The organism is Bradyrhizobium sp. ISRA464, assembly GCF_029910095.1.
GTDB lineage: Bacteria > Pseudomonadota > Alphaproteobacteria > Rhizobiales > Xanthobacteraceae > Bradyrhizobium.
The window spans coordinates 721,622-743,497 of sequence record NZ_CP094526.1 but is presented as its reverse complement, the minus strand read 5'-3'; the positions used below and the strand labels follow the sequence as shown (position 1 = coordinate 743,497).

20 protein-coding genes and 1 pseudogene are annotated in these 21,876 nt (G+C 65.1%); 9 read left to right on the top strand and 12 right to left on the bottom strand.

Annotated features, from left to right (window positions below; all coding sequences use genetic code 11):
* Nucleotides 1-82: 82 nt before the first annotated feature.
* Entirely contained in the window at nucleotides 83-1,081 is a 999-nt protein-coding gene (gene cobS, locus MTX19_RS03480; protein WP_280974423.1) for a cobaltochelatase subunit CobS, read from the bottom strand.
* A 291-nt stretch (nucleotides 1,082-1,372) separates the two neighbouring features.
* Here cobS and MTX19_RS03475 point away from each other — a divergent pair, with 291 nt between their 5' ends.
* Nucleotides 1,373-2,032, top strand: coding sequence for a DedA family protein (locus MTX19_RS03475; RefSeq protein WP_280982450.1), 660 nt, complete (start codon nucleotides 1,373-1,375; stop codon nucleotides 2,030-2,032).
* 13 nt (nucleotides 2,033-2,045) lie between these two features.
* Here the strand turns inward: MTX19_RS03475 and MTX19_RS03470 are convergent, their stop codons facing one another.
* Nucleotides 2,046-3,269, bottom strand: a complete 1,224-nt coding sequence (locus tag MTX19_RS03470) for a citrate synthase family protein (protein WP_280982449.1) — start codon at nucleotides 3,267-3,269, stop codon at nucleotides 2,046-2,048.
* Between the two features lie 75 nt (nucleotides 3,270-3,344).
* Here MTX19_RS03470 and MTX19_RS03465 point away from each other — a divergent pair.
* Nucleotides 3,345-4,444, top strand: a pseudogene (locus tag MTX19_RS03465) (citrate synthase/methylcitrate synthase).
* Between the two features lie 117 nt (nucleotides 4,445-4,561).
* On the opposite strand, the gene MTX19_RS03460 reads toward MTX19_RS03465, so the two are convergent.
* Entirely contained in the window at nucleotides 4,562-5,200 is a 639-nt protein-coding gene (locus MTX19_RS03460) for a DnaJ domain-containing protein (RefSeq protein ID WP_280982448.1), read from the bottom strand.
* Between the two features lie 108 nt (nucleotides 5,201-5,308).
* Between MTX19_RS03460 and MTX19_RS03455 the strand changes: the two genes are divergently transcribed.
* Both MTX19_RS03455 and MTX19_RS03450 read left to right on the top strand, forming a co-directional pair.
* Nucleotides 5,309-5,584 (top strand): BolA family protein, encoded by a 276-nt coding sequence (locus MTX19_RS03455; protein ID WP_280974429.1) that lies wholly within the window; start codon nucleotides 5,309-5,311, stop codon nucleotides 5,582-5,584.
* Between the two features lie 128 nt (nucleotides 5,585-5,712).
* Nucleotides 5,713-6,162, top strand: a complete 450-nt coding sequence (locus MTX19_RS03450) for a hypothetical protein (protein ID WP_280982447.1) — start codon at nucleotides 5,713-5,715, stop codon at nucleotides 6,160-6,162.
* Nucleotides 6,163-6,348: 186 nt separating this feature from the next.
* Here the strand turns inward: MTX19_RS03450 and MTX19_RS03445 are convergent, their stop codons facing one another.
* The 3 genes from MTX19_RS03445 to MTX19_RS03435 form a co-directional block, all read right to left on the bottom strand.
* The gene (locus MTX19_RS03445) at nucleotides 6,349-7,659 is read right to left on the bottom strand and encodes an HlyC/CorC family transporter (RefSeq protein ID WP_280974431.1); all 1,311 of its coding nucleotides are present in this window, start codon (nucleotides 7,657-7,659) and stop codon (nucleotides 6,349-6,351) included.
* A 91-nt stretch (nucleotides 7,660-7,750) separates the two neighbouring features.
* Nucleotides 7,751-8,896: a 3-dehydroquinate synthase gene (aroB, locus tag MTX19_RS03440; protein WP_280982446.1), complete on the bottom strand. Its 1,146-nt coding sequence runs from the start codon at nucleotides 8,894-8,896 to the stop codon at nucleotides 7,751-7,753.
* Nucleotides 8,893-9,525, bottom strand: a complete 633-nt coding sequence (locus MTX19_RS03435) for a shikimate kinase (protein WP_280982445.1) — start codon at nucleotides 9,523-9,525, stop codon at nucleotides 8,893-8,895. Before MTX19_RS03435 ends, aroB begins: the two co-directional genes overlap by 4 nt.
* Before the next feature lie 143 nt (nucleotides 9,526-9,668).
* Here MTX19_RS03435 and MTX19_RS03430 point away from each other — a divergent pair, with 143 nt between their 5' ends.
* The 5 genes from MTX19_RS03430 (at nucleotide 9,669) to MTX19_RS03410 (ending at nucleotide 15,423) form a co-directional block, all read left to right on the top strand.
* Entirely contained in the window at nucleotides 9,669-9,815 is a 147-nt protein-coding gene (locus tag MTX19_RS03430; RefSeq protein ID WP_066509010.1) for a histidine kinase, read from the top strand.
* 17 nt (nucleotides 9,816-9,832) lie between these two features.
* Complete coding sequence (gene xerD / locus MTX19_RS03425; RefSeq protein WP_280982444.1) at nucleotides 9,833-10,819, top strand: site-specific tyrosine recombinase XerD; 987 nt, start codon at nucleotides 9,833-9,835, stop codon at nucleotides 10,817-10,819.
* Between the two features lie 191 nt (nucleotides 10,820-11,010).
* Complete coding sequence (locus MTX19_RS03420; RefSeq protein WP_280982443.1) at nucleotides 11,011-11,973, top strand: acetyl-CoA carboxylase carboxyltransferase subunit alpha; 963 nt, start codon at nucleotides 11,011-11,013, stop codon at nucleotides 11,971-11,973.
* A gap of 227 nt (nucleotides 11,974-12,200) precedes the next feature.
* A complete protein-coding gene (locus MTX19_RS03415; protein ID WP_280985843.1) occupies nucleotides 12,201-13,664 on the top strand; it encodes a murein L,D-transpeptidase family protein in 1,464 nt (487 codons plus the stop codon).
* Nucleotides 13,665-15,024: 1,360 nt separating this feature from the next.
* On the top strand, nucleotides 15,025-15,423 hold the full coding sequence (locus MTX19_RS03410) for a nuclear transport factor 2 family protein (protein WP_280982442.1): 399 nt from the start codon (nucleotides 15,025-15,027) through the stop codon (nucleotides 15,421-15,423).
* Between the two features lie 44 nt (nucleotides 15,424-15,467).
* Here the strand turns inward: MTX19_RS03410 and MTX19_RS03405 are convergent, their stop codons facing one another.
* Genes MTX19_RS03405 through MTX19_RS03380 form a run of 6 tightly spaced genes read right to left on the bottom strand, consistent with a single transcriptional unit; the run spans nucleotide 15,468 to nucleotide 21,624 of the window.
* Nucleotides 15,468-16,169 carry an ABC transporter ATP-binding protein gene (locus MTX19_RS03405; RefSeq protein WP_280982441.1) on the bottom strand — a complete coding sequence of 234 codons (702 nt, stop codon included), beginning with the start codon at nucleotides 16,167-16,169 and terminating at the stop codon, nucleotides 15,468-15,470.
* Nucleotides 16,162-16,896, bottom strand: a complete 735-nt coding sequence (locus MTX19_RS03400; RefSeq protein ID WP_280982440.1) for an ABC transporter ATP-binding protein — start codon at nucleotides 16,894-16,896, stop codon at nucleotides 16,162-16,164. Before MTX19_RS03400 ends, MTX19_RS03405 begins: the two co-directional genes overlap by 8 nt.
* The gene (locus MTX19_RS03395) at nucleotides 16,883-17,977 is read right to left on the bottom strand and encodes a branched-chain amino acid ABC transporter permease (protein ID WP_280982439.1); all 1,095 of its coding nucleotides are present in this window, start codon (nucleotides 17,975-17,977) and stop codon (nucleotides 16,883-16,885) included. The genes MTX19_RS03400 and MTX19_RS03395 overlap by 14 nt, the downstream gene beginning before the upstream one ends.
* Before the next feature lie 7 nt (nucleotides 17,978-17,984).
* Nucleotides 17,985-19,205 (bottom strand): substrate-binding protein, encoded by a 1,221-nt coding sequence (locus tag MTX19_RS03390; protein WP_280982438.1) that lies wholly within the window; start codon nucleotides 19,203-19,205, stop codon nucleotides 17,985-17,987.
* A gap of 4 nt (nucleotides 19,206-19,209) precedes the next feature.
* Nucleotides 19,210-20,067: a branched-chain amino acid ABC transporter permease gene (locus MTX19_RS03385; protein WP_280974447.1), complete on the bottom strand. Its 858-nt coding sequence runs from the start codon at nucleotides 20,065-20,067 to the stop codon at nucleotides 19,210-19,212.
* Between the two features lie 42 nt (nucleotides 20,068-20,109).
* Nucleotides 20,110-21,624 carry an amidase gene (locus MTX19_RS03380; protein WP_280982437.1) on the bottom strand — a complete coding sequence of 505 codons (1,515 nt, stop codon included), beginning with the start codon at nucleotides 21,622-21,624 and terminating at the stop codon, nucleotides 20,110-20,112.
* Nucleotides 21,625-21,876: the final 252 nt, after the last annotated feature.

Sequence of the window (21,876 nt, the reverse complement as noted above, 5' to 3'; positions counted from 1 at the left end):
CTCGCCGTCCGCAGCGAGCCATCCGCCAAGCGCCACCTCTTGTCCGAGTAAGCGTGCGCTCGACGGAGACTGTTGGCATAGATCAGCTGAGCGCCACGTTGACCGAGGATTCCGGCAGCTCGACGTTGAAGCAGCGCTGGTAGAACTCTGCGACCAGCGGCCGCTCCAGCTCGTCACACTTGTTGAGGAAGGTGACGCGGAATGCGAAGCCGATGTCGTTGAAGATGTCGGCGTTCTCCGCCCAGGTGATCACCGTGCGCGGGCTCATCACCGTCGACAGGTCGCCATTGGCGAACGCGTTGCGGGTGAGGTCCGCCAGCCGCACCATCTTGTTGACGATGTCGCGGCCTTCCTGCGTGCGGTAGTGGCGCGCCTTCGCCAGCACGATCTCAACTTCCTCGTCGTGGGCGAGGTAGTTCAGCGTGGTAACGATCGACCAGCGGTCCATCTGGCCCTGGTTGATCTGCTGCGTGCCGTGATAGAGGCCCGAGGTGTCGCCGAGGCCGACCGTGTTGGCGGTCGCGAACAGGCGGAACGACGGATGCGGCTTGATGACCTTGTTCTGGTCGAGCAGCGTCAGGCGGCCCGAGACTTCCAGCACGCGCTGGATCACGAACATCACGTCAGGGCGGCCGGCGTCGTATTCGTCGAACACCAGCGCGATGTTGTGCTGCAGCGCCCAGGGCAGGATGCCGTCGCGGAACTCGGTAACCTGCTTGCCCTCCTTGACCACGATCGCGTCCTTGCCGACGAGATCGATACGGCTGATGTGGCTGTCGAGATTGACGCGCACGCAGGGCCAGTTGAGGCGGGCGGCGACCTGCTCGATATGGGTCGACTTGCCGGTGCCGTGATAGCCGGTGACCATCACACGGCGGTTCTTGGCGAAACCGGCGAGGATCGCGAGCGTGGTGGCGCGGTCGAAGCGGTAGTCCGGATCGGATTCCGGCACGTGCGGATCGACTTCCGAATAAGCGGGAACTTCCAGGTCGCTATCGATCCCGAAGACCTGCCGAACCGACACCTTCATGTCGGGCAAGCCGACGGGTTCCTGCGTTTTGGTCTGGACGGCGGTCGTCATTCATCCTCCGAGGTCCCGGGCAGTCCCGAAACCAGATTTAAGCATTTGGCTGCGGATTGGGTGCTTCGCACAAGCCTAGCAGAGAGCAACGGCTGGCAGAAGCCCGAGGGCCAATCAAAGTTCCGTTGTCCTATCATGAAGATAGGGCGGCGTTCGGTTTTTGGAAGGCTGCCCTGCGAATCACGCCGTACTTTCGCCGCATCACCGCGGCGCCCCGTCCCGCCGGGCACTTTCGCCCCCGGCAGGGAGTTGTTAGGTCTGCATTGATGTGACGGCTACCACAGGATTTTTGTGACTTCTTTCCTCGACCCTCTGATCACGTTCGTTTCAGCCCATGCGTGGCTTGCCTATCTGACGCTGTTTCTGGCTGCCCTGCTGGAGGCCGTCCCGGTGGCCGGGTCGCTGGTGCCGGGCTCGACCATCATCCTCGCGCTCAGCGGGCTGGTGCCCGGCGGCGAGTTGAAATTGTGGCCGGTGCTCGCGGCCGCCGCGGCGGGCGCGGCACTCGGCGACGGCACCGCCTATCTGATCGGCTACCGCAGCCAGCGCGAAATCCTCTCATCCTGGCCGCTGAACAATTACCCGCGAGTCGTTGCGCAGAGCGAGGCCTTCTTCAACCGTTGGGGCGTACTCGCGGTGTTCTTTGCCCGCTTCGTGCCACCGATCCGCGCCTTCGTCCCGATCACGGCAGGGGCGCTCGATATGCCGCCAGCGCGCTTCTACGCCGTCAACATCCCGGCGATCCTGCTTTGGGCGCCGGCGCATGTGCTGCCCGGCGTGCTCGCCATCACTGCGCTGCACGATTATGCCGGTCTGCCGCATCATGGACATGTCGGCAAGCATCTCTGGATATTTGCGGTGGCAGGCTGCGCCTTGATCATCACGCTGGCGGTCTGGACCATCCGTCGCCGGCACGGCGGCGGCCTGATCGAACCGGCCCGATCCAAATAAGTATCTTAAGTATCTAAAGGCTGTTGGTCGTGCCGCTCCGCCCAGGGGCCGGGCCGACGTAGCGCGCGCGAGGGCGGATCAGCTTGCCATGCTGCAATTGTTCGCTGGCATGCGCGATCCAGCCGACGCTGCGGGCCATCGCAAACAGCGCAAGCTCGCTGCCGGCGGGCATCCGCAAGGAATGCACCAGCACGGCGAGTGCATAATCAATGTTCACGAACTCGCCGGTCGCCTCCGCGATCCGCTCCGGCACCTCCTTCGTGAACTTGCGTGGCGCGCCGGCGCGGGTCAGCGCCTCGAGCAGCGAGATCGCGCGCGGGTCGCCCTTCTTGTAGACGCCGTGGCCGAAGCCCGCGAAGCGTTCGCCGAGCGCGACACGCTCGCGGATCACCGGGGCGACGTCGTTGTCGATCAGCGTCTTGACCAGATGCGAGGCCAGCACGCCGGCACCGCCATGTTTCGGGCCCTTGAGCGCCACGAGACCCGCGATGACAGCGTCGTAGAGATTGAGGCCGGTCGACGCCGCACAGCGCGCGGTGAAGGTCGAGGCATTCAGTTCGTGGTCGGCGAGCAGCACCAGCGCGCGGCGGATCAGATCGGGCGCGTGCTTGTTGTCGGGCGCCCAGACCCGGGCCACCTGCTGATGCAAAGGCTCTGCCGATGTTCTCGCGTTCAGCATGGTCGCGACGAGGAGCCGCAAGATCCGGGCACCGACCAGCGCGCGGCCGTCTGGGGCGCGGGTGAAGGCTCCGGGATCGGCGCTTGTCGCGAGCGCCAGCACCGCGACGGTCCGGTCGATCGGCGCCGCGCGACGCGCCGCCTCCGCAATCATACGCATTTCGTCCGAGACATGCGGGCAGTTGTCGGGCGCGAACGGATCGACGTCCGTGACGTCCCATAGCAGCGTCGCGGTGTGCTCCAGCGTATCGCGCTCGGCGAGATCGACGCAGTTGACGCCGCGATAGATCGGACCCTGTTCGGTGATGGTCGCGATCGCCGAATCCATCACCAGCAGGTCCACGTCGAAATTGCGCAACCCCCGCGGCTCCGGCGACGGCGCGCGGCGCTCCTTCAAGTCCCTGATGTCCTCGGCGCGGTAGCGGTGGCTGCGCGAATCCGGCGACGGCTCGGAGCGGATCAGGCCGCGGCTGACATAGGCGTAAAGGGTGGCCGGCGAGATCGCGAGTTCGGCGGCAGCTTCCCGGGCGGAGAGGTATAGTTCAGCAGATTTTTTCATATTGATTTATATAATCAAGATTGATCAATACGTCGAGAGCCCTGACCTTCTAAGTGTGAAACAGGAGATCGGGCCATGAATATGCATCTCACCAAGAGCCAGATCGGTCTGGACGGCGTTCCCGCCGCCGAGACCGTGTTATATTAAGCCATGTCGACGGCGAGCGCGGCGAATTGATCATCGCCGGCGCGCGCGTCGCGGACCTCGCGGGCAAATCGGGCTTCGAGGGCGTCACCGCGCGCCTTTGGAACGGCGCCACCGGCAAGGCACTGAGCGAAGCCAATGTCCGCGCCAGCCTCGGCGCCGCCCGCGAACGCGCCTTCGCCCGCCTGCCGGACCTGTTGCCGGCGACCCGCGGCATGTCGATCGTCGACGGCTTCCGCGCCGCGATCGCAGGTTTGCGCGGCGAGAACGGGCTTGAGCATGAGGCGACCATCGTGGGCGCCTTCCCGGTGATCGCGGGCGCGCTGGTGCAGCGCGCCAAGGGTCACGATCCGATCGCGCCGAACCCGAATGTCAGCCACGCCGCCGACACGCTGCACATGCTGCTCAACCGCAAGGTCGAGCCGCGCGAGGTCGCGGCGCTCGATGCCTATTTCGTCACTGTCTGCGATCACGGCATGAACGCCTCGACCTTCACCACGCGCGTGATCGCCTCGACGCAGGCCGATCTGTTCGCGGCGATCACCGGCGGCTATTGCGCGTTAACGGGCCCGCTGCATGGCGGCGCGCCGGAGCCGGTGCTGGAAATGCTGGATGCGATCGGCACGCGCGAACGCATCAAGCCATGGGTCGACGACGCGCTGGCGAGCGGCGAGCGGCTGATGGGATTTGGCCACCGCGTCTACCGCGTGCGCGATCCGCGCGCCGATGTGCTGAAGGTTGCGATCGAGCGGCTGGAGGCTGACGGGGCCGACCTGCCGTTCGCCGGCGAGGTCGAAGCCTATGTCCGGCAGGCCTTGCGGAAGAAGAATCCGGATCGGCCGCTCGAGACCAATGTCGAGTTCTTCACTGCGATCCTGCTCGACGCGCTGGAAATCCCGCGGCAGGCGTTCACGCCGATCTTCGCTGTGGCTCGCGCCGCCGGCTGGACCGCACACGCCCTGGAGCAGCGGCGCACCGGACGGCTGATCCGGCCGAGTTCGTCCTATGTCGGGGCGATGCCGAAGGGCTGAGAGCCTATTGGAAAACACCGTAGCCCGGATGGAGCGCCGCAAAATCCGGGAACGGTGCGGCCGCACATGCAGGAGTCCCGGATTACGCTGCGCTCCATCCGGGCTGCGCGCGGCGGCTCAGGCCTCGCGCACCACGGTCTTCAAATAGTTGTACGCCTTGATGATCTCGATCAGGCGATCTTCGGTGGAGCGGTCGCCGCCATTGGCGTCGGGATGGTGCTGCTTCACCAGCGCCTTGTACTTCGCCTTGACGTCCTCGAGCGTCGCCTCGGCGCCGAGTCCCATCACCTGCAGCGCCTTGCGCTCTGCGTTCATGACCTTGCGCGTCTCAGGCTTGGCCTGCGCGCCCGGACCGGGCCGCCAGCGGCCGCGGCCGTTGAGCTCGGAGAACATGTGGAACGGATCGGACGCGGCGTCGAAATCGCCTTCGCCCTTCTTGCCGCCGCTGTTGGCTCCCATCTTCCAGGTCGGACGGTGGCCGGTCAGCGCGTCCTTCTGGTAGCGCGCGACGTCCTCCGGATTCATGCCCTGGAAGAAATTGTAGGACTGATTGTACTCACGGACGTGATCGAGACAGAAGTGCCAATACTCGCGCGAATTCTCACGGCCTTTCGGGGCGCGGTGCGCGCCCTTGTTCTGACACCCCGCCCACTCGCAAGTGACCGCCTCTTGGCCAGCCTGCGCCTGGCGCTTCGCACTCACCTTGGTCGGCTTGATGCGAATGGAGTCGAAGAATTTTGATGAATCGATCGGCATGTTGTCTTTGACTACGCAATGCACAATTCTTCAAGTCTTGACATTGCGCAGACCTCGTTTCCCGCTGCACCATTGACGAAAAGCCGTCGCGAGCCTAACTCCGCCGCCATGAGCACGAAAGACTCTATCATAAACAAGTTGCGTGAAGCTTTCTTGCCGGAAAGCCTCGACGTCGTCGATGAATCACATCTGCATGAAGGCCATGCCGGCCATCGGCCAGGCGGCGAGACGCATTTCAGGCTGTATATTGTGTCGCCGGCCTTCGAAGGGAAGAGCCGGGTCGAACGCCATCGCATGATAAATGCGGCGCTGGCGCAGGAACTTTCCGCCTCCGTGCACGCCCTGGCGATCCATGCGAGCGCCCCCGGGGAAAACCGGCGCTAGTTCACACTTGCCCCGGGACGCCGCAGCGGTTTTCATCTAGTGAGGATGGATACTCCCGGCGATGGACCTGCTCCATATCCGAGCAGGCAATTTGCGGATCGCATCGCCGCCGATTGAAGGGCCGCTCGATGATCCCTCGCTGGCTACGCTTCCAGTCGATCGCAGCCGCTGCCGGCCTGCTCCTGATCTGCGCGACGCGTCCGGCATCGGCGCTGGATATGCCGAGCCCGTTCGTCCAGGAAGTGCTGATCAAAAGTATCCTGGTATCACTCAACGACGCGGTGGCCGCCGACAATTTCACCGTGTTCCACGCCAAGATCTCGAAGCCGTTCCGCGACCAGTTTCCACCGGACAAGCTGAAGACGATCTTCAAGGATCTGGTCGACAAGCACGCCGTGTTCGACGCGATCGTCGCCAAGCCGATCATCCTGGACCAGGATGCCAAGATCGACGACAGGGGGGTGCTGCAACTGAAGGGCCATTTCGATACCACGCCCAAGCAGGTGAAGTATCAGCTCGGCTTCATCCCCTCCGACGGCGCGTGGAAGCTTTCGGGCATCTCGATCGACATCGAGTAATCCGGCAACCCTCACCAGACCCGTCATCCCCGCGCAAAGGCTCGCCTTTGTCGCTGGAGGAGGGCGCCAGCGCGTCTCGAAGGATGAACGGCCACCAGCCGGGCCGTCGTGCTTCGAGACGCGCGCAATGTGCGCTCCTCAGCATGACGGTGATGGATCTGCACCAGCCCCGCACGCTATGCCGAACTAGAACGCCGTCCCGGCCCGCTTCGGCTTCTTCTCGTCGAGCTCGCCCGCCTCGCGCGGAATTGGGACGATGCGCAGCGCGGTGATGCGGTTGCGCTCGCGGCGGAGGACACGGAAGCGGAAGCCGTGGAAGGTGAAGCTCTGGCCGCGCTCGGGGATCGACCGCGCTTCGTGGATCACGAGGCCGGCGACGGTGGTCGCCTCTTCGTCCGGCAGGTGCCAGTCCATCGCACGGTTGAGGTCGCGAATCGGCACCGAACCGTCGACCATGACCGAGCCGTCCAGCTGGGCGCGCACGCCGGCCACCACGACGTCGTGCTCGTCGGAGATATCGCCGACGATCTCCTCGAGGATGTCCTCCAGCGTCACCATGCCCTCGACCTCGCCATACTCGTCGACCACGAGGGCGAAGTGGGTCTTGCGGCGACGGAATGCCTTCAACTGCTCGGAGACCGGCCGCATCTCCGGCACGAACCAGGGCGGCAGCGCAATGGCCGAGGCATCGATCGCGGATGTGTCGCCGTCGTTGGCGCGGATCGCGCGCAGCAGATCCTTGGCGTGCAGCACGCCGATGATGTTCTCCGGCTTCTCCCGCCACAGCGGGATGCGGGTGTACTCGGTCGCCAGCACCTCGCGCACCAGTTCCTCGGGCGGCAGGTCGGCGTTGATCGTGGTCATCTCGGTGCGGTGAACCATCACGTCGGAGACCTGCAGCTCGCGCAGGTCCAACAGGCCTCCGAACATGTCGCGGTCCAGCTTCTCGACCTTGCCTTCGTGGTGCAGCAGATCGACCGCGCCGCGCAGCCGTTCGGTCGGCGACAGGATGGCCTGATGCGCACCGATCTTGATGCCGAACAGCTTCATCAGCGCGCGGACGATGCCCTCGATGACGGTCAGGAGCGGACCGAGCACCAAGACCGTGAGCCGCATCGGGCGCGCGACCAGCAGCGACACCCGGTCCGGCGCATTGATGGCGACGGTCTTGGGCAGCACTTCCGCGAAGATCACCACCAGCACCGTCATGACGCCGGTGGCATAGAGCACGCCGACATCGCCGAACCATGCGGTGAAGATGCCGGTTGCGAGCGCTGAGGCGCCGATATTGGCGATGTTGTTGCCGAGCAGCAGCGCACCGATCATCCGCTCGCGCATCGCGATCAGGCTGGAGACGACGGTAGCCTCGCCGTTGCCCTGTTTCGAGAGCCGCAACATGCTGGCGCGCGAGGCGCCCGTCAGCGCGGTCTCGCTCGCCGAGAAGAAGGCGGACACCAGCAGGCAGCAAATCACGATGGAGAAGGCTATCCAGTCCAACTTGCTTCACCGAACAGTGTTTTGAGCAAGACTTCCCCGGAAGATCCGTGTCCGCTTGTCGCCGACGCGGCCGTCCGGTTCACACCATGCTCTAGTGCTTCGCCAGCTTGGCCTGCAGGAAATCGCGCACCAGCGCCGGCTCGACATTGTTCGCGATCACCGCGCGGCCGACGGCTTCTAGCAGGATGAAGGTCAGCTTGCCGCGCTTGACCTTCTTGTCCTGCGCCATCAGCGCCAATAACGCGTCGGCATCGGCAAGCCCCTCCTGCGCAAAGCCCGCGATGCCCTGCAGGCGCGTCGGCAATCCTATCGCGGAAAGATGACGCTCGATCCGTGTCGCGTCCTCGGGCGAGATCATGCCGAGCTGCGCAGAGAATTGCGCGGCCAGCACCATGCCGACCGAGACGCCCTCGCCATGGAACAGGCGATCGGAGAAGCCGGTCGCGGCCTCCAGCGCATGGCCGAAAGTGTGGCCGAGATTGAGCAGCGCGCGCTCGCCGGTCTCGCGCTCGTCGCGGGAGACGATCGCCGCCTTGGCGCGGCACGAGGTCGCGATCGCGTGCTCGCGAGCGGCACCTCCCGAGAAGATGTCGGCGTGGTTCTTTTCCAGCCAGGCGAAGAAGGCGTTGTCGCCGAGGATGCCGTATTTGGCGACCTCGGCGTAACCGGCGCGGAATTGGCGCGGCGACAGCGTGTCGAGCACAGCGGTGTCGGCGATGACCAGCACCGGCTGGTGGAAGGCACCGATCAGGTTCTTGCCCTGCGGCGAGTTGATGCCGGTCTTGCCGCCGACCGAGGAATCGACCTGCGCAAGCAGCGAGGTCGGCACCTGCACGAAATCGACGCCGCGGCGCAGGATTGCCGCCGCGAAACCGGCGAGGTCGCCGACCACGCCGCCGCCGAGCGCGATGACGAGATCGTTGCGCTCGATCTTGGCCGCGATCAACGCTTCGCTGACCTGCGACAGCCCGGCATAGCTCTTCGAGCCCTCGCCTTCCTCGACGACGATCCGCGCCGTCGGAACGCCCGCGGCCGCGAGCGAGGCCTCGGTCGGCTCCAGCCAATGCCTGGCGACGGTGCGGTCGGTGACGATGGCAGTACGCACGCCGGGCCGCAGCGCCGCGACCCGCGCGCCGAGCGAGGCCAGCACATCGCGGCCGATGACGATGTCATAGGCGCGGTCGCCGAGCGCGACGTCGACGGTAACGGAAGCGGAATGTTTGAGGGGCGCGGTCATGAGTTGGTGTTCAATCCATCCTGCGTTGGGTCTGTGGCCGGACGGCTGCCGCACAGATGCGCGTGCAGAGCCTCCAGGCATTCCTCGACGATGCGGTCATGCGGCACGTCGCGGGAGGCGATCGTTAGATCGGCATTCCGGTAGACCGGCTCGCGCTCGCCGAGCAAACGACTGACGGTCGCCTCGGGGTCGGCGGTCTGCAGCAACGGGCGGTCGGCACGGCGGCGAACCCGGCGCATGATGACATCGGGATCGGCCTTGAGCCAGATCGAGATCGCCTTGTCGCTGATCCGGTTGCGGGTCTCCTCGCGCATGAAGGCGCCGCCGCCGGTCGCCAGCACGACCGGGCCGTGGTCGAGGATCCGGGCGATCACCCGCGCCTCGCCGTCGCGGAAATAGGCTTCTCCGTGGGTCTCGAAAATCTCCGGGATCGTCATGCCGGCTGCGGTCTCGATCTCGGTGTCGGCGTCGGTGAAGGGCAGCCGCAGGCGCGCGGCCACCCGCCGCCCGATGGTCGATTTGCCCGCCCCCATCATGCCGACCAGCACGATCGACCGCGATCCCAGCGCGGCCGCGATGTCGGCCTCCAGGGTCGGGTGGACTTGTGCCGGTGCGGCGATCTCGGACATCAAAAAGCTCGGTTAGCGGACGAATTGCTGGAATTCCAGCCACCTATACTACCCCCGGCGATACCGTTACCAGCGACTCTTGCAACCGCGCGGGGAACATGTTGGATGATTTCATTGGTTAATTTGCCGCCCGAGTCGCCTCCATGCCCAGCCTGTTCCGCTTCCTGACGGTCGTCGCCGTGATTTTCGGGATCGGCTACGGCATCATCTTCGCGCTGGCGAATTTTGTGCATCCGAAGCCGCGGGAAATGACGGTGACCATCCCACCGGATAAGTTCCTCAAGAAATAGGCGCTATCATTCCTGGCATGCGCTCCAGAACTGCTCCCAAGACTGCTGCCAGGGTTCCCGCCAAGACCTCCGATGCCAACCTGATCGCGCTGTTCCTCGACATGCTCGCCGCGGAACAGGGCGCCGGCCCCAACACGCTCGACGCCTACCGGCGCGACCTCACCGACTTCTCCGAATTCCTCACCCGTGCCGGCGGCAGTTTCGCCGGCGCGGACACCGATCAGCTCCGCGCCTATCTCGCCGACCTCGACACCCGCGGCTTCAAGTCGTCGAGCGTGGCACGGCGGCTGTCGGCGATGCGGCACCTCTACCGCTTCCTGCTCAACGAGCGGATCCGCAGCGACGATCCCGCCGCCATCCTGTCCGGCCCGAAGCGCGGCCGCGGCCTGCCCAAGGTGCTGTCGATCCCGGACGTCGACCGCATGCTGACGCGCGCCAAGGAGCTGACGCAGACCGACGCCTCGCCGGCGCAGCGGCTGCGCGCGCTGCGGCTGCACTGCCTGCTCGAGGTGCTCTACGCCACCGGTCTGCGCGTCTCGGAGCTGGTGTCGCTGCCGGTCTCTGCCGCGCGGCGCGACGCGCGGATGATCGTGGTGCGCGGCAAGGGCAACAAGGAACGGCTGGTGCCGCTCAACGACGCCTCGCGCCAGGCGATGGCGGATTATCTCGCGGTGCTGCAGGTGATGCAGCCGGAGAAGAAGAAGGCCGCGCCGTCGAAATGGCTGTTTCCGTCCTCCGGCGAGAGCGGCCATCTGACGCGGCAGCATTTTGCCCGCGACCTGAAGGAGCTCGCCGCCGCATCCGGCCTCGCGCCGCGACTGGTCTCCCCGCATGTGCTGCGTCACGCCTTCGCCAGCCACCTGCTGCACAATGGCGCGGATCTGCGCATCGTGCAGACCTTGCTCGGCCACACCGACATCTCGACCACCCAGATCTACACCCATGTGGTCGAGGAGCGGCTGAAGAGCATGGTCCGCGACCTGCATCCGCTGGCGGAGAGGTAGCCTTCGGACGCGGATACCTTCGCGTCATCCGCCTTGACTTCGGCGGCATCTGCGCGGAAAGAGCGTCACCTGCCCGCGACTTGGCGCGCGCGTTCAACCCGGATGCGCGTTAACCATTTGAAGTTACAAAGCTTCTCTATCCCACACCGGAACGCTTCGCCCCTCGCACCGTTCCTCTTTATATTGAGTTGATGCCCGACCCGATGCGCAGCTATCTCGACTTCGAAAAACCCGTTGCCGAGCTTGAATCCAAGATCGACGAGTTGCGCGCGCTTGCCGCCTCGGGCAGCGACATCGGCGACGAGGTCGCGCGGATCGAGGACAAGGCGGCGCAGGCGCTGACCGAGCTCTACGCCAATCTGACGCCGTGGCAGAAGACACTGGTGGCGCGCCATCCGCAGCGCCCGCACTTCACCGACTTCGTCGGCGCGCTGATATCAGAATTCACGCCGATGGCCGGCGACCGCAAATTCGCCGACGACGAGGCCCTGATCGGCGGCTTCGGCCGCTTCCGCGGCGAGAGCATCTGCGTGGTCGGCCAGGAGAAGGGCGCCACCACCGAGAGCCGCATCAAGCACAATTTCGGCATGGCGCGCCCCGAAGGCTACCGCAAGGCCGTGCGGCTGATGGAGATGGCCGACCGCTTCGGCATCCCCGTGCTGTCGATCGTCGATTCCGCCGGCGCCTATCCCGGCATCGGCGCCGAGGAGCGCGGACAGGCCGAGGCGATCGCACGCTCGACGGATGCGTGCCTGTCGCTCGGCGTGCCCAATGTCGCGATCGTCACCGGCGAAGGCATGTCGGGCGGCGCGATTGCGATCACCACCGCCAACCGCGTCCTGATGCTCGAGCACGCGATCTACAGCGTGATCTCGCCGGAGGCGGCGTCCTCGATCCTGTGGCGCGACGGCACCAAGGCGCAGGAAGCCGCCAACAGCATGAAGATCACCGCCCAGGACATGCTGCGCTTCGGCGTGATCGACCAGATCATCAAGGAGCCTGCCGGCGGCGCCCACCGCGATCCCGCTGCGATGATCGCAACCACGGGCGATGCGATCGCCCAGGCCTTCAACGACCTACGAAATCTTGATCCTGATGCGGTGCGCAAGCAGCGGCGGCAGAAATTCCTCGATATCGGCCGGGAGCTCGGTTAGCCCGCCCGAATTCAGCGGATTTTTCTCCGAATCACCCATTTTGGCCGCAATTGGGCCGGACGCGGGTGTTTAACGTTCCTTGAACCATGCCTGTTACGTTGCAGGCAGGTGACCCCCGTTCAGGTTGCGAGCAGGGGGACCGAAGGCTAATATTTTAGACAATGGCTTCAGGGCATATTCGCCGTGTTGGGGTCGCGAAAATCGCCCGGTGGGTGTGGAGCTTGGACTTGATTCATCGCACGCTCGTTCGCGCGCTTGTGGCATCTGCGGCCGTCGCGGTGAGCGTGTTGCTTGCCGGCTGTAACAGCGACCAGATCTCGCTCGCCAACAACGCCAAAGCCAACCAGCCGGTGCCGCCAAAGCTCGTCGCCGCCATGGCCGAGAAGGACATGGATCTGCAGTCGCCGATCCTGATCCGCCTGTTCAAGCAGGAAGCCGAACTCGAGGTCTGGAAGCAGACCCGTTCCGGCGACTTTGCGCTGCTCAAGACCTATCCGATCTGCCGCTGGTCCGGCGATCTCGGCCCGAAGATTCGCGAAGGCGACCGTCAGGCGCCGGAGGGGTTCTATTCGATCAACCCCAGCCAGATGAATCCGCAGTCGGCCTATTACCTCTCGTTCAACACCGGCTATCCCAACGCCTTCGACCGCGCGCTCGGCCGCACCGGCTCGGAGCTGATGGTGCACGGCGACTGCTCCTCGCGCGGCTGCTACGCGATGACCGACGAGCAGATCGCGGAGATCTATGCGCTCGGCCGTGAGTCCTTCTTCGGCGGCCAGAAGGCTTTCCAGTTCCAGGCCTATCCGTTCCGGATGACGGCGGCCAACATGGCCAAGCACCGCAACAACCCGAACATGCCGTTCTGGAAGATGATCAAGGTCGGCAATGATCATTTCGAGGTGACGAAGCACGAGCCGAAGGTCGACTTCTGCGAGAAGAAATACGTCTTCGACGCGGCGCGGCCGCCGAACGCGACGCGCGATCCGGTGTTCGAAGCCTCCGCCAAGTGCCCGGCCTATGTGATCCCCGACGAAATCGCGAGCGCCGTGCGCGAGAAGGAGCAGCGCGACGACGCCGAGATGGCCAGGCTGATCGCCAAGGGCACGCCGGTGGCGCGCCTCAACACCGGCATCGACGGCGGCATGAACAAGATCTTCGCCTCGAAGATTCCGGAAGGAAGCACCGGTCTCTCCGACGGCGGCGACAGCCAGAGCCTGCAATCGCTGGCGCTGTCGCGTGCACCCGGCACGATCCCCGGAACGGTCAACCCGCCGAAGCCGAATCTGGCGCCTCAGCAGGACGAACCTGTGGTGGCGACGACATCGGCCACGGCATCGACGCGCGTTGCAACCGCCGGCGAGTCCGAAGGCATCTTCTCGAGCTTCGCCCGCAAGGTCGGCATCGGCGGCACCGCCGACGCATCCCAGGCGACCGCGGCGCGGCCGCCCGCCCCTGCGCCGGCGAAGCCGAAGGTCGCCGAAGCGAAGCCGCAATCGGTGGTTCGCGTGGCGCCCAAGCATGAGGCGAAGCACGAAACCAAGCAGGCCGCCAAGCCGGCGCTGAAGCCCTCGGTCACCGATACCGCCGCCGCAGCACCGGCCCCGGCGGCGACCGCCACCACCCAGCTCGCCGGCTCGGCACCGGTGGTGCAGTCGAGCTCGTTCGACAACCGCTTCTCGGCGATGAAGTGAGCGCGGGCGCCATCTCTCACAGTATTTGTCACCACGAGCGACATTGGCAGTTCCGTGATTCCCGCGCAAAGGCTTCGCCTTTGTCGCTGGAGGAGCGCGGAGCGCGTCTCGAAGAATGAGCGGCCAGGCTGTTGCGGCACGGCCGTCGTGCTTCGAGACGGCCGCGATGCGGCCTCCCCCAGCGACAACGGCAATGCCGTTGCGCGGGCATGACGGAGCTGGCACCTGATCCACTTGTCAAACAGCCTAGCCGCGCTGTCATCACCCGCGAATGCGGGTGATCCAGTATTCCAGAGACGCCATGGCTTGAGCCGAGAGGCCGCGGCGTACTGGATGCCCCGCATGCGCGGGGCATGACAACTGAGAGAGATATGATTGCGCATTCTCGCGACGCGTTGCGTCCGAGTCTTGCTTGTCTTCCCACCCTCTCTTTGAACAGAGGGCGCAGGGAAAGCCGGGTGCCGATCGCACCCATGGGTCCCGTGCAAATGGAAAGCACGGGAGGTAGGACCACAGGTGAAACCGGAGCAATCCGGCTTTCCCTGCGCGATGGTTTTACGGCTTACTTCGTGCTCTCCCCGGCGAGACTTGGCTTTTTTGTCACCGTCTTCGCAAAGACGCGTTCCGCGTCTTGCGAGGAGACACCTGCCACTGGGGCGTCGGAACCACACGACTTCACCGTCCGCCTCATGCGCACTCGTCAGTTGCGCACTCCGCGTCCACCGCATCCCGACCCAACACTCGTGACGATCGCGAAGCGCCCCTCAAGCGGGTGAGACGGGCGGATCATAGACTGAGTTGCATTTCTGTAAAACAGAAATATTTTTGCATGAGGGTCTTGCCACGTCGGGCAAGTCAGTGATTGGCCTGTCAGGCAGCCACCGGCGGAAGGGTTCCCTCCCCCCTTGCGGGGGTCCGAGGCGAGCGAAGCTCGCTCTCGAGGTTAGGGAGAGGGGTGGCCACACGACGCCTCTCAATGTGCGATTAACGACATGCGATCAAGGTTGGGAAAGCGAAGCTCCCACGATCATCTCGCCCGGGGCTTACCCCTCTCCCCAACCCTCCCCCGCAAGGGGGAGGGAGCCTGAACAGCGTGCTCACCTCACTGTCATTCCGGGCGACGCGTAGCGTCGAGCCTAGAAGCCATTTATCCATGGATTCTCAGATGCGCAATTGCGCATCGTAGTTCTCGCTTAGCGAGCCCCGGGATGACGAAGGGAGCCGGAGTACGCGCGCCAGAATGATGTAGGAACGAGCGATCGACCTCGCTGCATGGGCCATCTTTCAAGTTCAGATTGCCCTTGCCGATTCTGCATGAACGGTCGTGAAATGCTGCCGGAAGCACAGCCGGGAAATTGCAATGGATGATCAAGCCGTGCGGATGGCGCTGCAGCGCCATTGGGATGCTTCGGACGCTAGCGACTTCGAGCGCGAACATGAAATCTACCGCGAGGATGCGGTGCTTGATTATCCGCAATCGGGCGAGCGGATCCATGGCCGGCGCAACATCCAGGAGAGCCGGACAGTCCAGCCGAACAGGAAACGCTTCACGATCCAGCGCATGATCGGCGGCGGCGACCTCTGGGTGACGGAATACATCCTCACCTATGACGACAGGCCATCCTACATGGTGAGCATCATGGAATTCCGCGACGGACTGGTCGCCCACGAAACGCAGTATTTCGCCGATGCATTTGCCCCTTCGCCCTCACGGGCGCACCTGGTCGAGCGCGTGGGCGGGACCTCGTCGTCGCATTGAAGCGCGACGCGATGAGCTTGAGGCGTCATCGCGGCGACGCCGCGCTACGGCGCGAGATAGCGCAGCAGCTCGGGATTGCTGCGCACCTCGCTGGCCGCGCCCTGCAGCGCGATGCGGCCACGGTCCAGGACGTAGGCGTAGTCGGCGACGCGCAGCGCGAGATCGAGGTGCTGCTCGACGATGACGACGGAGATCTCCTTGGCGAGTTCGATCAGCCGATCGGTGATCCCCTCGATCACGCCGATCCAGACGCCTTCGGTCGGCTCGTCCAGCAACAACAGCTTGGGATTGCCGAGCATGGCGCGGCCGATCGCCAGCATCTTGCGCTCGCCGCCGGACAGCGTGCCGGCCGGCTGGTCGAGGCGCTGACCGAGCTTCGGGAAAATCGCCAGCACGCGGTCGACCGCGCGCGCATCCGAGTTGAACAGCGAGCCGACCGCGAGGTTGTCGCGCACCGACAGCCGCGCGAACACCGAGTGCTCCTGCGGCACGTAGCCGATCCCCGAGCGCACGCGCTCCTCGGTGCGGCGGCGGGTGATGTCGCGGCCGTCGAAGAACAATTCGCCCTTCGAGCTCGAAAGCTCGCCGACGATGGTCTTCATCAGCGTGGTCTTGCCGGCGCCGTTGCGACCGAGCACGGCAACGCCGCCGCGCCAGGGAATGTCGATGTTGACGTCGAACAGCACCTGGCTCCGGCCATAGCCGGCGTCGAGATGCCTGATATCGAGGAATGACTGGTCAGGCACGGCGCAGATAGATCTCCTGGACGCTCTTGTTGCTCTGGATCTCCGCGACCGTTCCCGTCGCCAGCACCTTGCCCTGGTCGAGCACGGTAAGGCGGTCGCAGATGTCGCGGATGAAATCCAGATCGTGTTCGACAATGACGAGCGAGCAATGCTGCTTGATCGGCTGCAACAGCTCGCCGGTGACGCGGCGCTCCTCGAGGCTCATGCCGCCGGTCGGCTCGTCCAGCAGCAACAGCCGCGGCCGGCCGGCGAGCGCCATCGCGATCTCGAGCCATTGCTGCTGGCCGTGCGACAGGGTCGCGGCGGCGTCATAGGCGCGATCGGCGAGACGAAACTGCTGCAGCAACGTCATCACCTGGTCGTGCAGCCGCCGGCGCGTCCGCGAGAACACCAGATCGACCAGCGACGACTGCGCCTGCAGCGCCAGCAGGATGTTGTCGTAGAGCGTCAGAGTCGGCAGCACGGACGTAATCTGGAACTTGAGACTCATCCCGGCACGGGCACGCTCGGTCGGGGTGAACGCCGTGATGTCGGCATTGATGAAGCTGACCTTGCCCGCGGTCGGCACCTCGGCGCCGGCGACGCATTTCATCAGCGTGCTCTTGCCCGAGCCGTTCGGGCCGATCAGGCCGTGAAACTCGTTCTCGGCGACGGTCAGGCCGGCATCGTCGAGCGCGGTGAGCTTGCCGAACACCTTGCTGATGCCTGACGCCTCAAGGAGCGGCATTGTGCGTCCCCTTCGGCGCCTTCCCGAAACGGCCGACTCTCTCGCGCTCACCGAGCACGAAGGAGATCAGCCCGAGCGGGCGGAACATGATCACGAGCAGCAGCAGCACGCCGAGGATGATCGGCCAGATGTCGCGGTAATTGTCCGAGAGCCAGAAGCTGACGCCCTCGATGATCACAGTGCCGATGACGGCACCGATGAGCGTGCCGGAGCCGCCGAACAGGACGTAGAGCACGACCTGTGTCGAGAACACGACGCCCAGGATGTTGGGCCAGACGAAGCCCTCGTGGAAGGCATAGAGGCTGCCGGCGAGCCCTGCGATGGCGCCGCCGATCGCGAACACGATCGCCTTCAGATGCTGCGCCTTGTAGCCGAAGAAGGCGATGCGCTGCTCGTTCTCGCGCAAGCCCGCGAGCGCCAGCCCGAATTGCGAGCGCACCAGGAAGCGGCACAGGAGATAGACGACGGCGAGGATGCCGAGCGCCAGATAGTAATAGACCGGACCTTCCGAGATGTCGGTCGAGCCGAGCGACAGCGACGGGATCGAGGGGATGCCGTTCTGGCCGCCGAGATAGTACCAGCCGCGCGCCAGCCGGTCCGCCGCATAGGATCCGGTGAGCGTGCCGAGCGAGACGAAGATCACGCTCGCCGGATACCGCCCGAGCAGCAGGAAACCGCCGAGCAGCAGCGCCGCGGTGAGCCCGATCAGCGTCCCCGCCGGCAGGATCAGGAAGATCGAGGTGATGTTGAGATCGCGCGCCATCAGCGCCACGCCATAGCCCGCCGCGCCGAAGAACAGCGCCTGGCCGAAGCTCATGATGCCGGCGTAACCCCACACCAGATCGAACGACAGCGCGAACAGCGCGAGGATGATCACGCGGGTGGCGAACACCGTCAGGTAATCCTGCAGGACCAGCGGCAGGAGCAGTGCGATCAGCAGCACCAGCCCTTCCACGATCGGCAGCACCTGCCGTGCTGCCGCGCCACGTCCCGCCGGCGCGCCTGCGGCCGGTGCACTCTCACCCGTCACGACATCCGGTCCCTCGCTGAGGCGGGCGACGGCTTGCTTTGCTGCTGCCATCTGCCGCTCAGCATTCCTTGGGATCGACGAGGCCGTTGCTGTGCGCCACGACCTCATAGGTCCCGTTCTTGGCGACGGCAGTATACATCTTCATCTTGCAGTGGCGCTTGCCCGGCACCATCTCGGCGGGTCCTCCGGGCCCCTCGACGATCTTGGCGTGATCGAGCGCCGCCGCGACGGATTCGCGGTCGACCTTGCCAGCCTCCTTTACCGCCGCCTCCCAGAGTTTGAGGCCGCGATAGGTTCCGGTCGCGGCGCTGCCGGCGGCGAACAGGAAGTTGCCCGGGAAGTCCTTCTCATAGGCCGCCTGGATCCTGGCACTGACCGGATCGTCCTTGGTCAACACCTTGAAATAGTCGAGGCAGCTCGCGAGCCCCTCGATCTCGTTGGCCTGGTTTATGTTGAGCGTGTTCTCGTCATAGTAGACGCAGGCGAGCCGGCCGCCGCTCTTGAGGAAGCCCGCTTCATAGAGCTGCTTGAAGAACGGACCGACGCCCGGCGGGATCACCGTGTTGAAGACGACGTCGACCTTGTTGGAGACGATGCGGTTGACGGTCGCGGAGAAGTCGACCTGGTCGAGCGGGTAGTACTCCTCGAACACGACCTCGCCGCCATTGTCCTCGATCACCTTGCGGGCATAGACGTTGAGCGTGTGCGGCCAGACATAATTGGCGCTCGGCAGCGCGAACTTCTTGCCGCCGTTCTTGATCAGCCAGGGAATGAACTCGTCGCATTGCTGCGCCGGCGTCGGCCCGGTGCAGAACAGATAGGGCGTGCACTCCTTGCCCTCGTAGAGTTGCGGATAGATGTAGAGCGTCTTGCCGCGCGCCACGATCGGGTCCTTGATCGCATTGCGCATCGACGAGGTGATGCCGCCCAGCACCATGTCGACCTTATCGCGCTGGATCAGCTTGCGGACGTTGCCGACCGCGACCGACTCGTTCGACGCGGTGTCCTCGATATAGAGCTCGAGCGGCCGGCCGAGCAGGCCGCCGGCCGCGTTGATCTCCTTGATCACCATCTTGGCGACGTTGGCATCCGCGTTGCCGGCATAGGCGATCGGTCCGGTAAGGTCGGTCGCGATGCCGACCTTGATCGGGCCCTCGGCGGCGTTGGCCCAGTCCGGCCTGACCACCCAGCTTCCGACGCCGGTCGCGATGGCGCCGGTGGCGAAGGCGAAATTGCTCATGAAGCGGCGGCGGGTGAGATGGCTGCGATCCATGGACATCTGACTAGACCCCTTTTCCCGAGATGAGGCCCTGCGGCCTGAACTTGATGAAGGCAATGGCGAGCACGAAGACGAGCACGTCGGCGACCACGGGCGACATGATCCATGGCAGCGCGGCGCTGAGCGTGCCGATGACGCCGGCGCCGGCGACCGGCCCGATGAAGGAGCCGACCCCGCCGACCATGACGGCGACGAAGCCCTGGATCAGGAAGCGGATGCCGAGATCGGCGAACAGGCTGAACACCGGCACGATCAGCGCGCCGGCGAGCCCCGCCAGCGCCGCGCCGAATGCGAAGGTGGCGCCGTAGATCAACGGCGTGGAGATTCCGGACGCCCGTGCCAGCGCCGGGTTCTCCAGCGTGGCGCGCACGCGTAACCCGAACGAGGTGCGCGCCAGCAAGAGATAGCAGGCGCCCATCACCACGAGCGTGACCACGATGATGGTGAAGCGCCAGGTCGAGATGTGCACCGAGCCGAGGTCGATCGAGCCGCCGATCGGCTCCGGCACCGTGAGGTAGAAGCCGCCGATCAGACCGCGCACGGCCTCGCGGATGATCAGGCCGAGCGCATAGGTGCCGAGCATCGCCACGATCGGCGCGGCGTAGAAGCGCCTGATGATCAACGCCTCCAGCACGAAGCCGAGCGCGCCGACGACGAAGGGCGCGGCGACCATGCCGGCCCAGACCGGCGCGCCGTGAGCGGATGCCAGATATGTGACATAGGCTCCGAGCAGGACGAACTCGCCCTGCGCGAAGTTGAAGATGCCCATCATGCTGGCGATGATGCCGAGCCCCAGCACGACCAGCACGATGATCGCGCCGAAGCTCACGATCTCGAACGCCGCGGCAAAGCTGCTAGCCATGGGGTCCGATCCATCCGGCCTTTGACAGCGACAAGCGGTGCCTCACATCGTCTTCCAGTCGCCGCTCTGCTCGAAGGCATGCGCGGCGCGGTAGATGGTCTGTTCCTCGAACATGCGGCCGACCAGCATCAACCCGACCGGCAGCCCATCGACCATGCCGCAGGGCAGCGACATCGCGGGGTGATGGGTTATGTCGAACGGTGCGGTGTTGGAGATCATCTCGAGCGCGCGGGCGACATACTCCTCGCGGCTGGCATTGGGCGCCGGAAGCGGTGTCGCCTTCATCGGCGTCGTCGGCAGCAGCAGCAGGTCGTAATCCTTGAATGCCTTGTCGTAGGCCGCGGTCAGCCGCCGGGAGATGTTGAGTGCCTTGCCGTAGAAGCGCGGGCCGAAATTGTTGTTGATGTAGGTGCCGAGCATCATGAACAGTTTGGCGGTCTCCGACAGCGAGTCGGCCTGGCGGCGCCAGCCGCGATGGAAATCCATCAGCGAGGTCGAATAGAGGTCGGGGCGACTGAGGCCGTAGCCGTCGCCGAACATCATGGTCTGGGTCAGGCCTTCGGTGCCGATCGGCGTCCAGATCGCGGGACCCATCATGTGCATCGGGATCGACACGGTCTCGACCGACGCGCCGAGATCCTTGAAGCGCTTGGCCGCCTCGCGGACGCTTTCACTCACCGCGGCTTCCGCATTCGGCTGCTCAAAGCCTTCCTGGAGGATGCCGATCTTCATGCCCGTGACGCCGGCCCCTAACGCCTTGGTGTACTGCTCGACCTTCGGCGCCTTGATGCGCGGATCGTAACCGTCGTCGCCGGCGATGACCTCAAGCAGCAGCGCGTTGTCTTCCACCGTCGCGGTCATCGGGCCGGTGTGGTCGACGAAGATCTCGATCGGCATGATGCCGGTGTAGGGCACGAGCCCCCAGGTCGGTTTCATGCCGTAGGTGCCGCAGAACGAGGACGGCATGCGGATCGAGCCGCCCTGGTCGCCGCCGATCGCCATGTCGACCTCGCCAAGCGCGACGACGACGCCCGAGCCTGACGACGAGCCGCCGGCCGAATAGCCCATCTTGTGCGGATTGTGCACCGGCCCGTAGGAGCCGGTGTGGCTGCCGCCGGACAGGCAGAAGTGTTCGCAGTGGGTCTTGCCGGCGATCTCCGCGCCGGCATCGAGCATGCGGGTGACGATGGTGGCGTCGAAATCGGGCACATAGCCTTCCAGGGTCGACGAGCCGTTCGTCATGGGAACGCCGGCCAGCATGATGTTGTCCTTCAGCGCGACCGTCTTGCCCTTGAGCTTGCCGCAGGACGCGCCCTTCACCGTCGCCTTGCGGTACCAGGCGTTGCGCGGGTTTTCCTCGGGCGACGGGCGATAGCCCGGCGTGCGCGGGTACTTCACCTCCGGCAGTTCGTCCGGCATCGCGGCGACGAGATTGTAGGCATCGATCGAGCCCTGCATCAGGCCGCGGAACGAGGCCACGTCCTCATCGGTCAGTGACAGGCCGCATTGCTCGGCGACGGCGCGAAGTTGCATTGGCGTGGGAAGGACGACGGTCACGGCGCTCTCCTTAGGCTTCTTGATTCCCCTGGGCGCGAGGCGTGGGGCGCGCTGGTTGCGCGCGAACCGTCCACCCCGCCGCACTATTCAAAACGGAAATATTTTCCTTTTCAAGTATTATTTCGTAGCTCCCTCTCCCGCTTGCGGGGGAGGGTTGGGGTGGGGGTGTCGCCGCGAGCTATTCCGTGGAGAGACCCCCACCCGTATTGCAGCTGCGCTGCAATACGGCCTCCCCCGCAAGCGGGAGAGGTA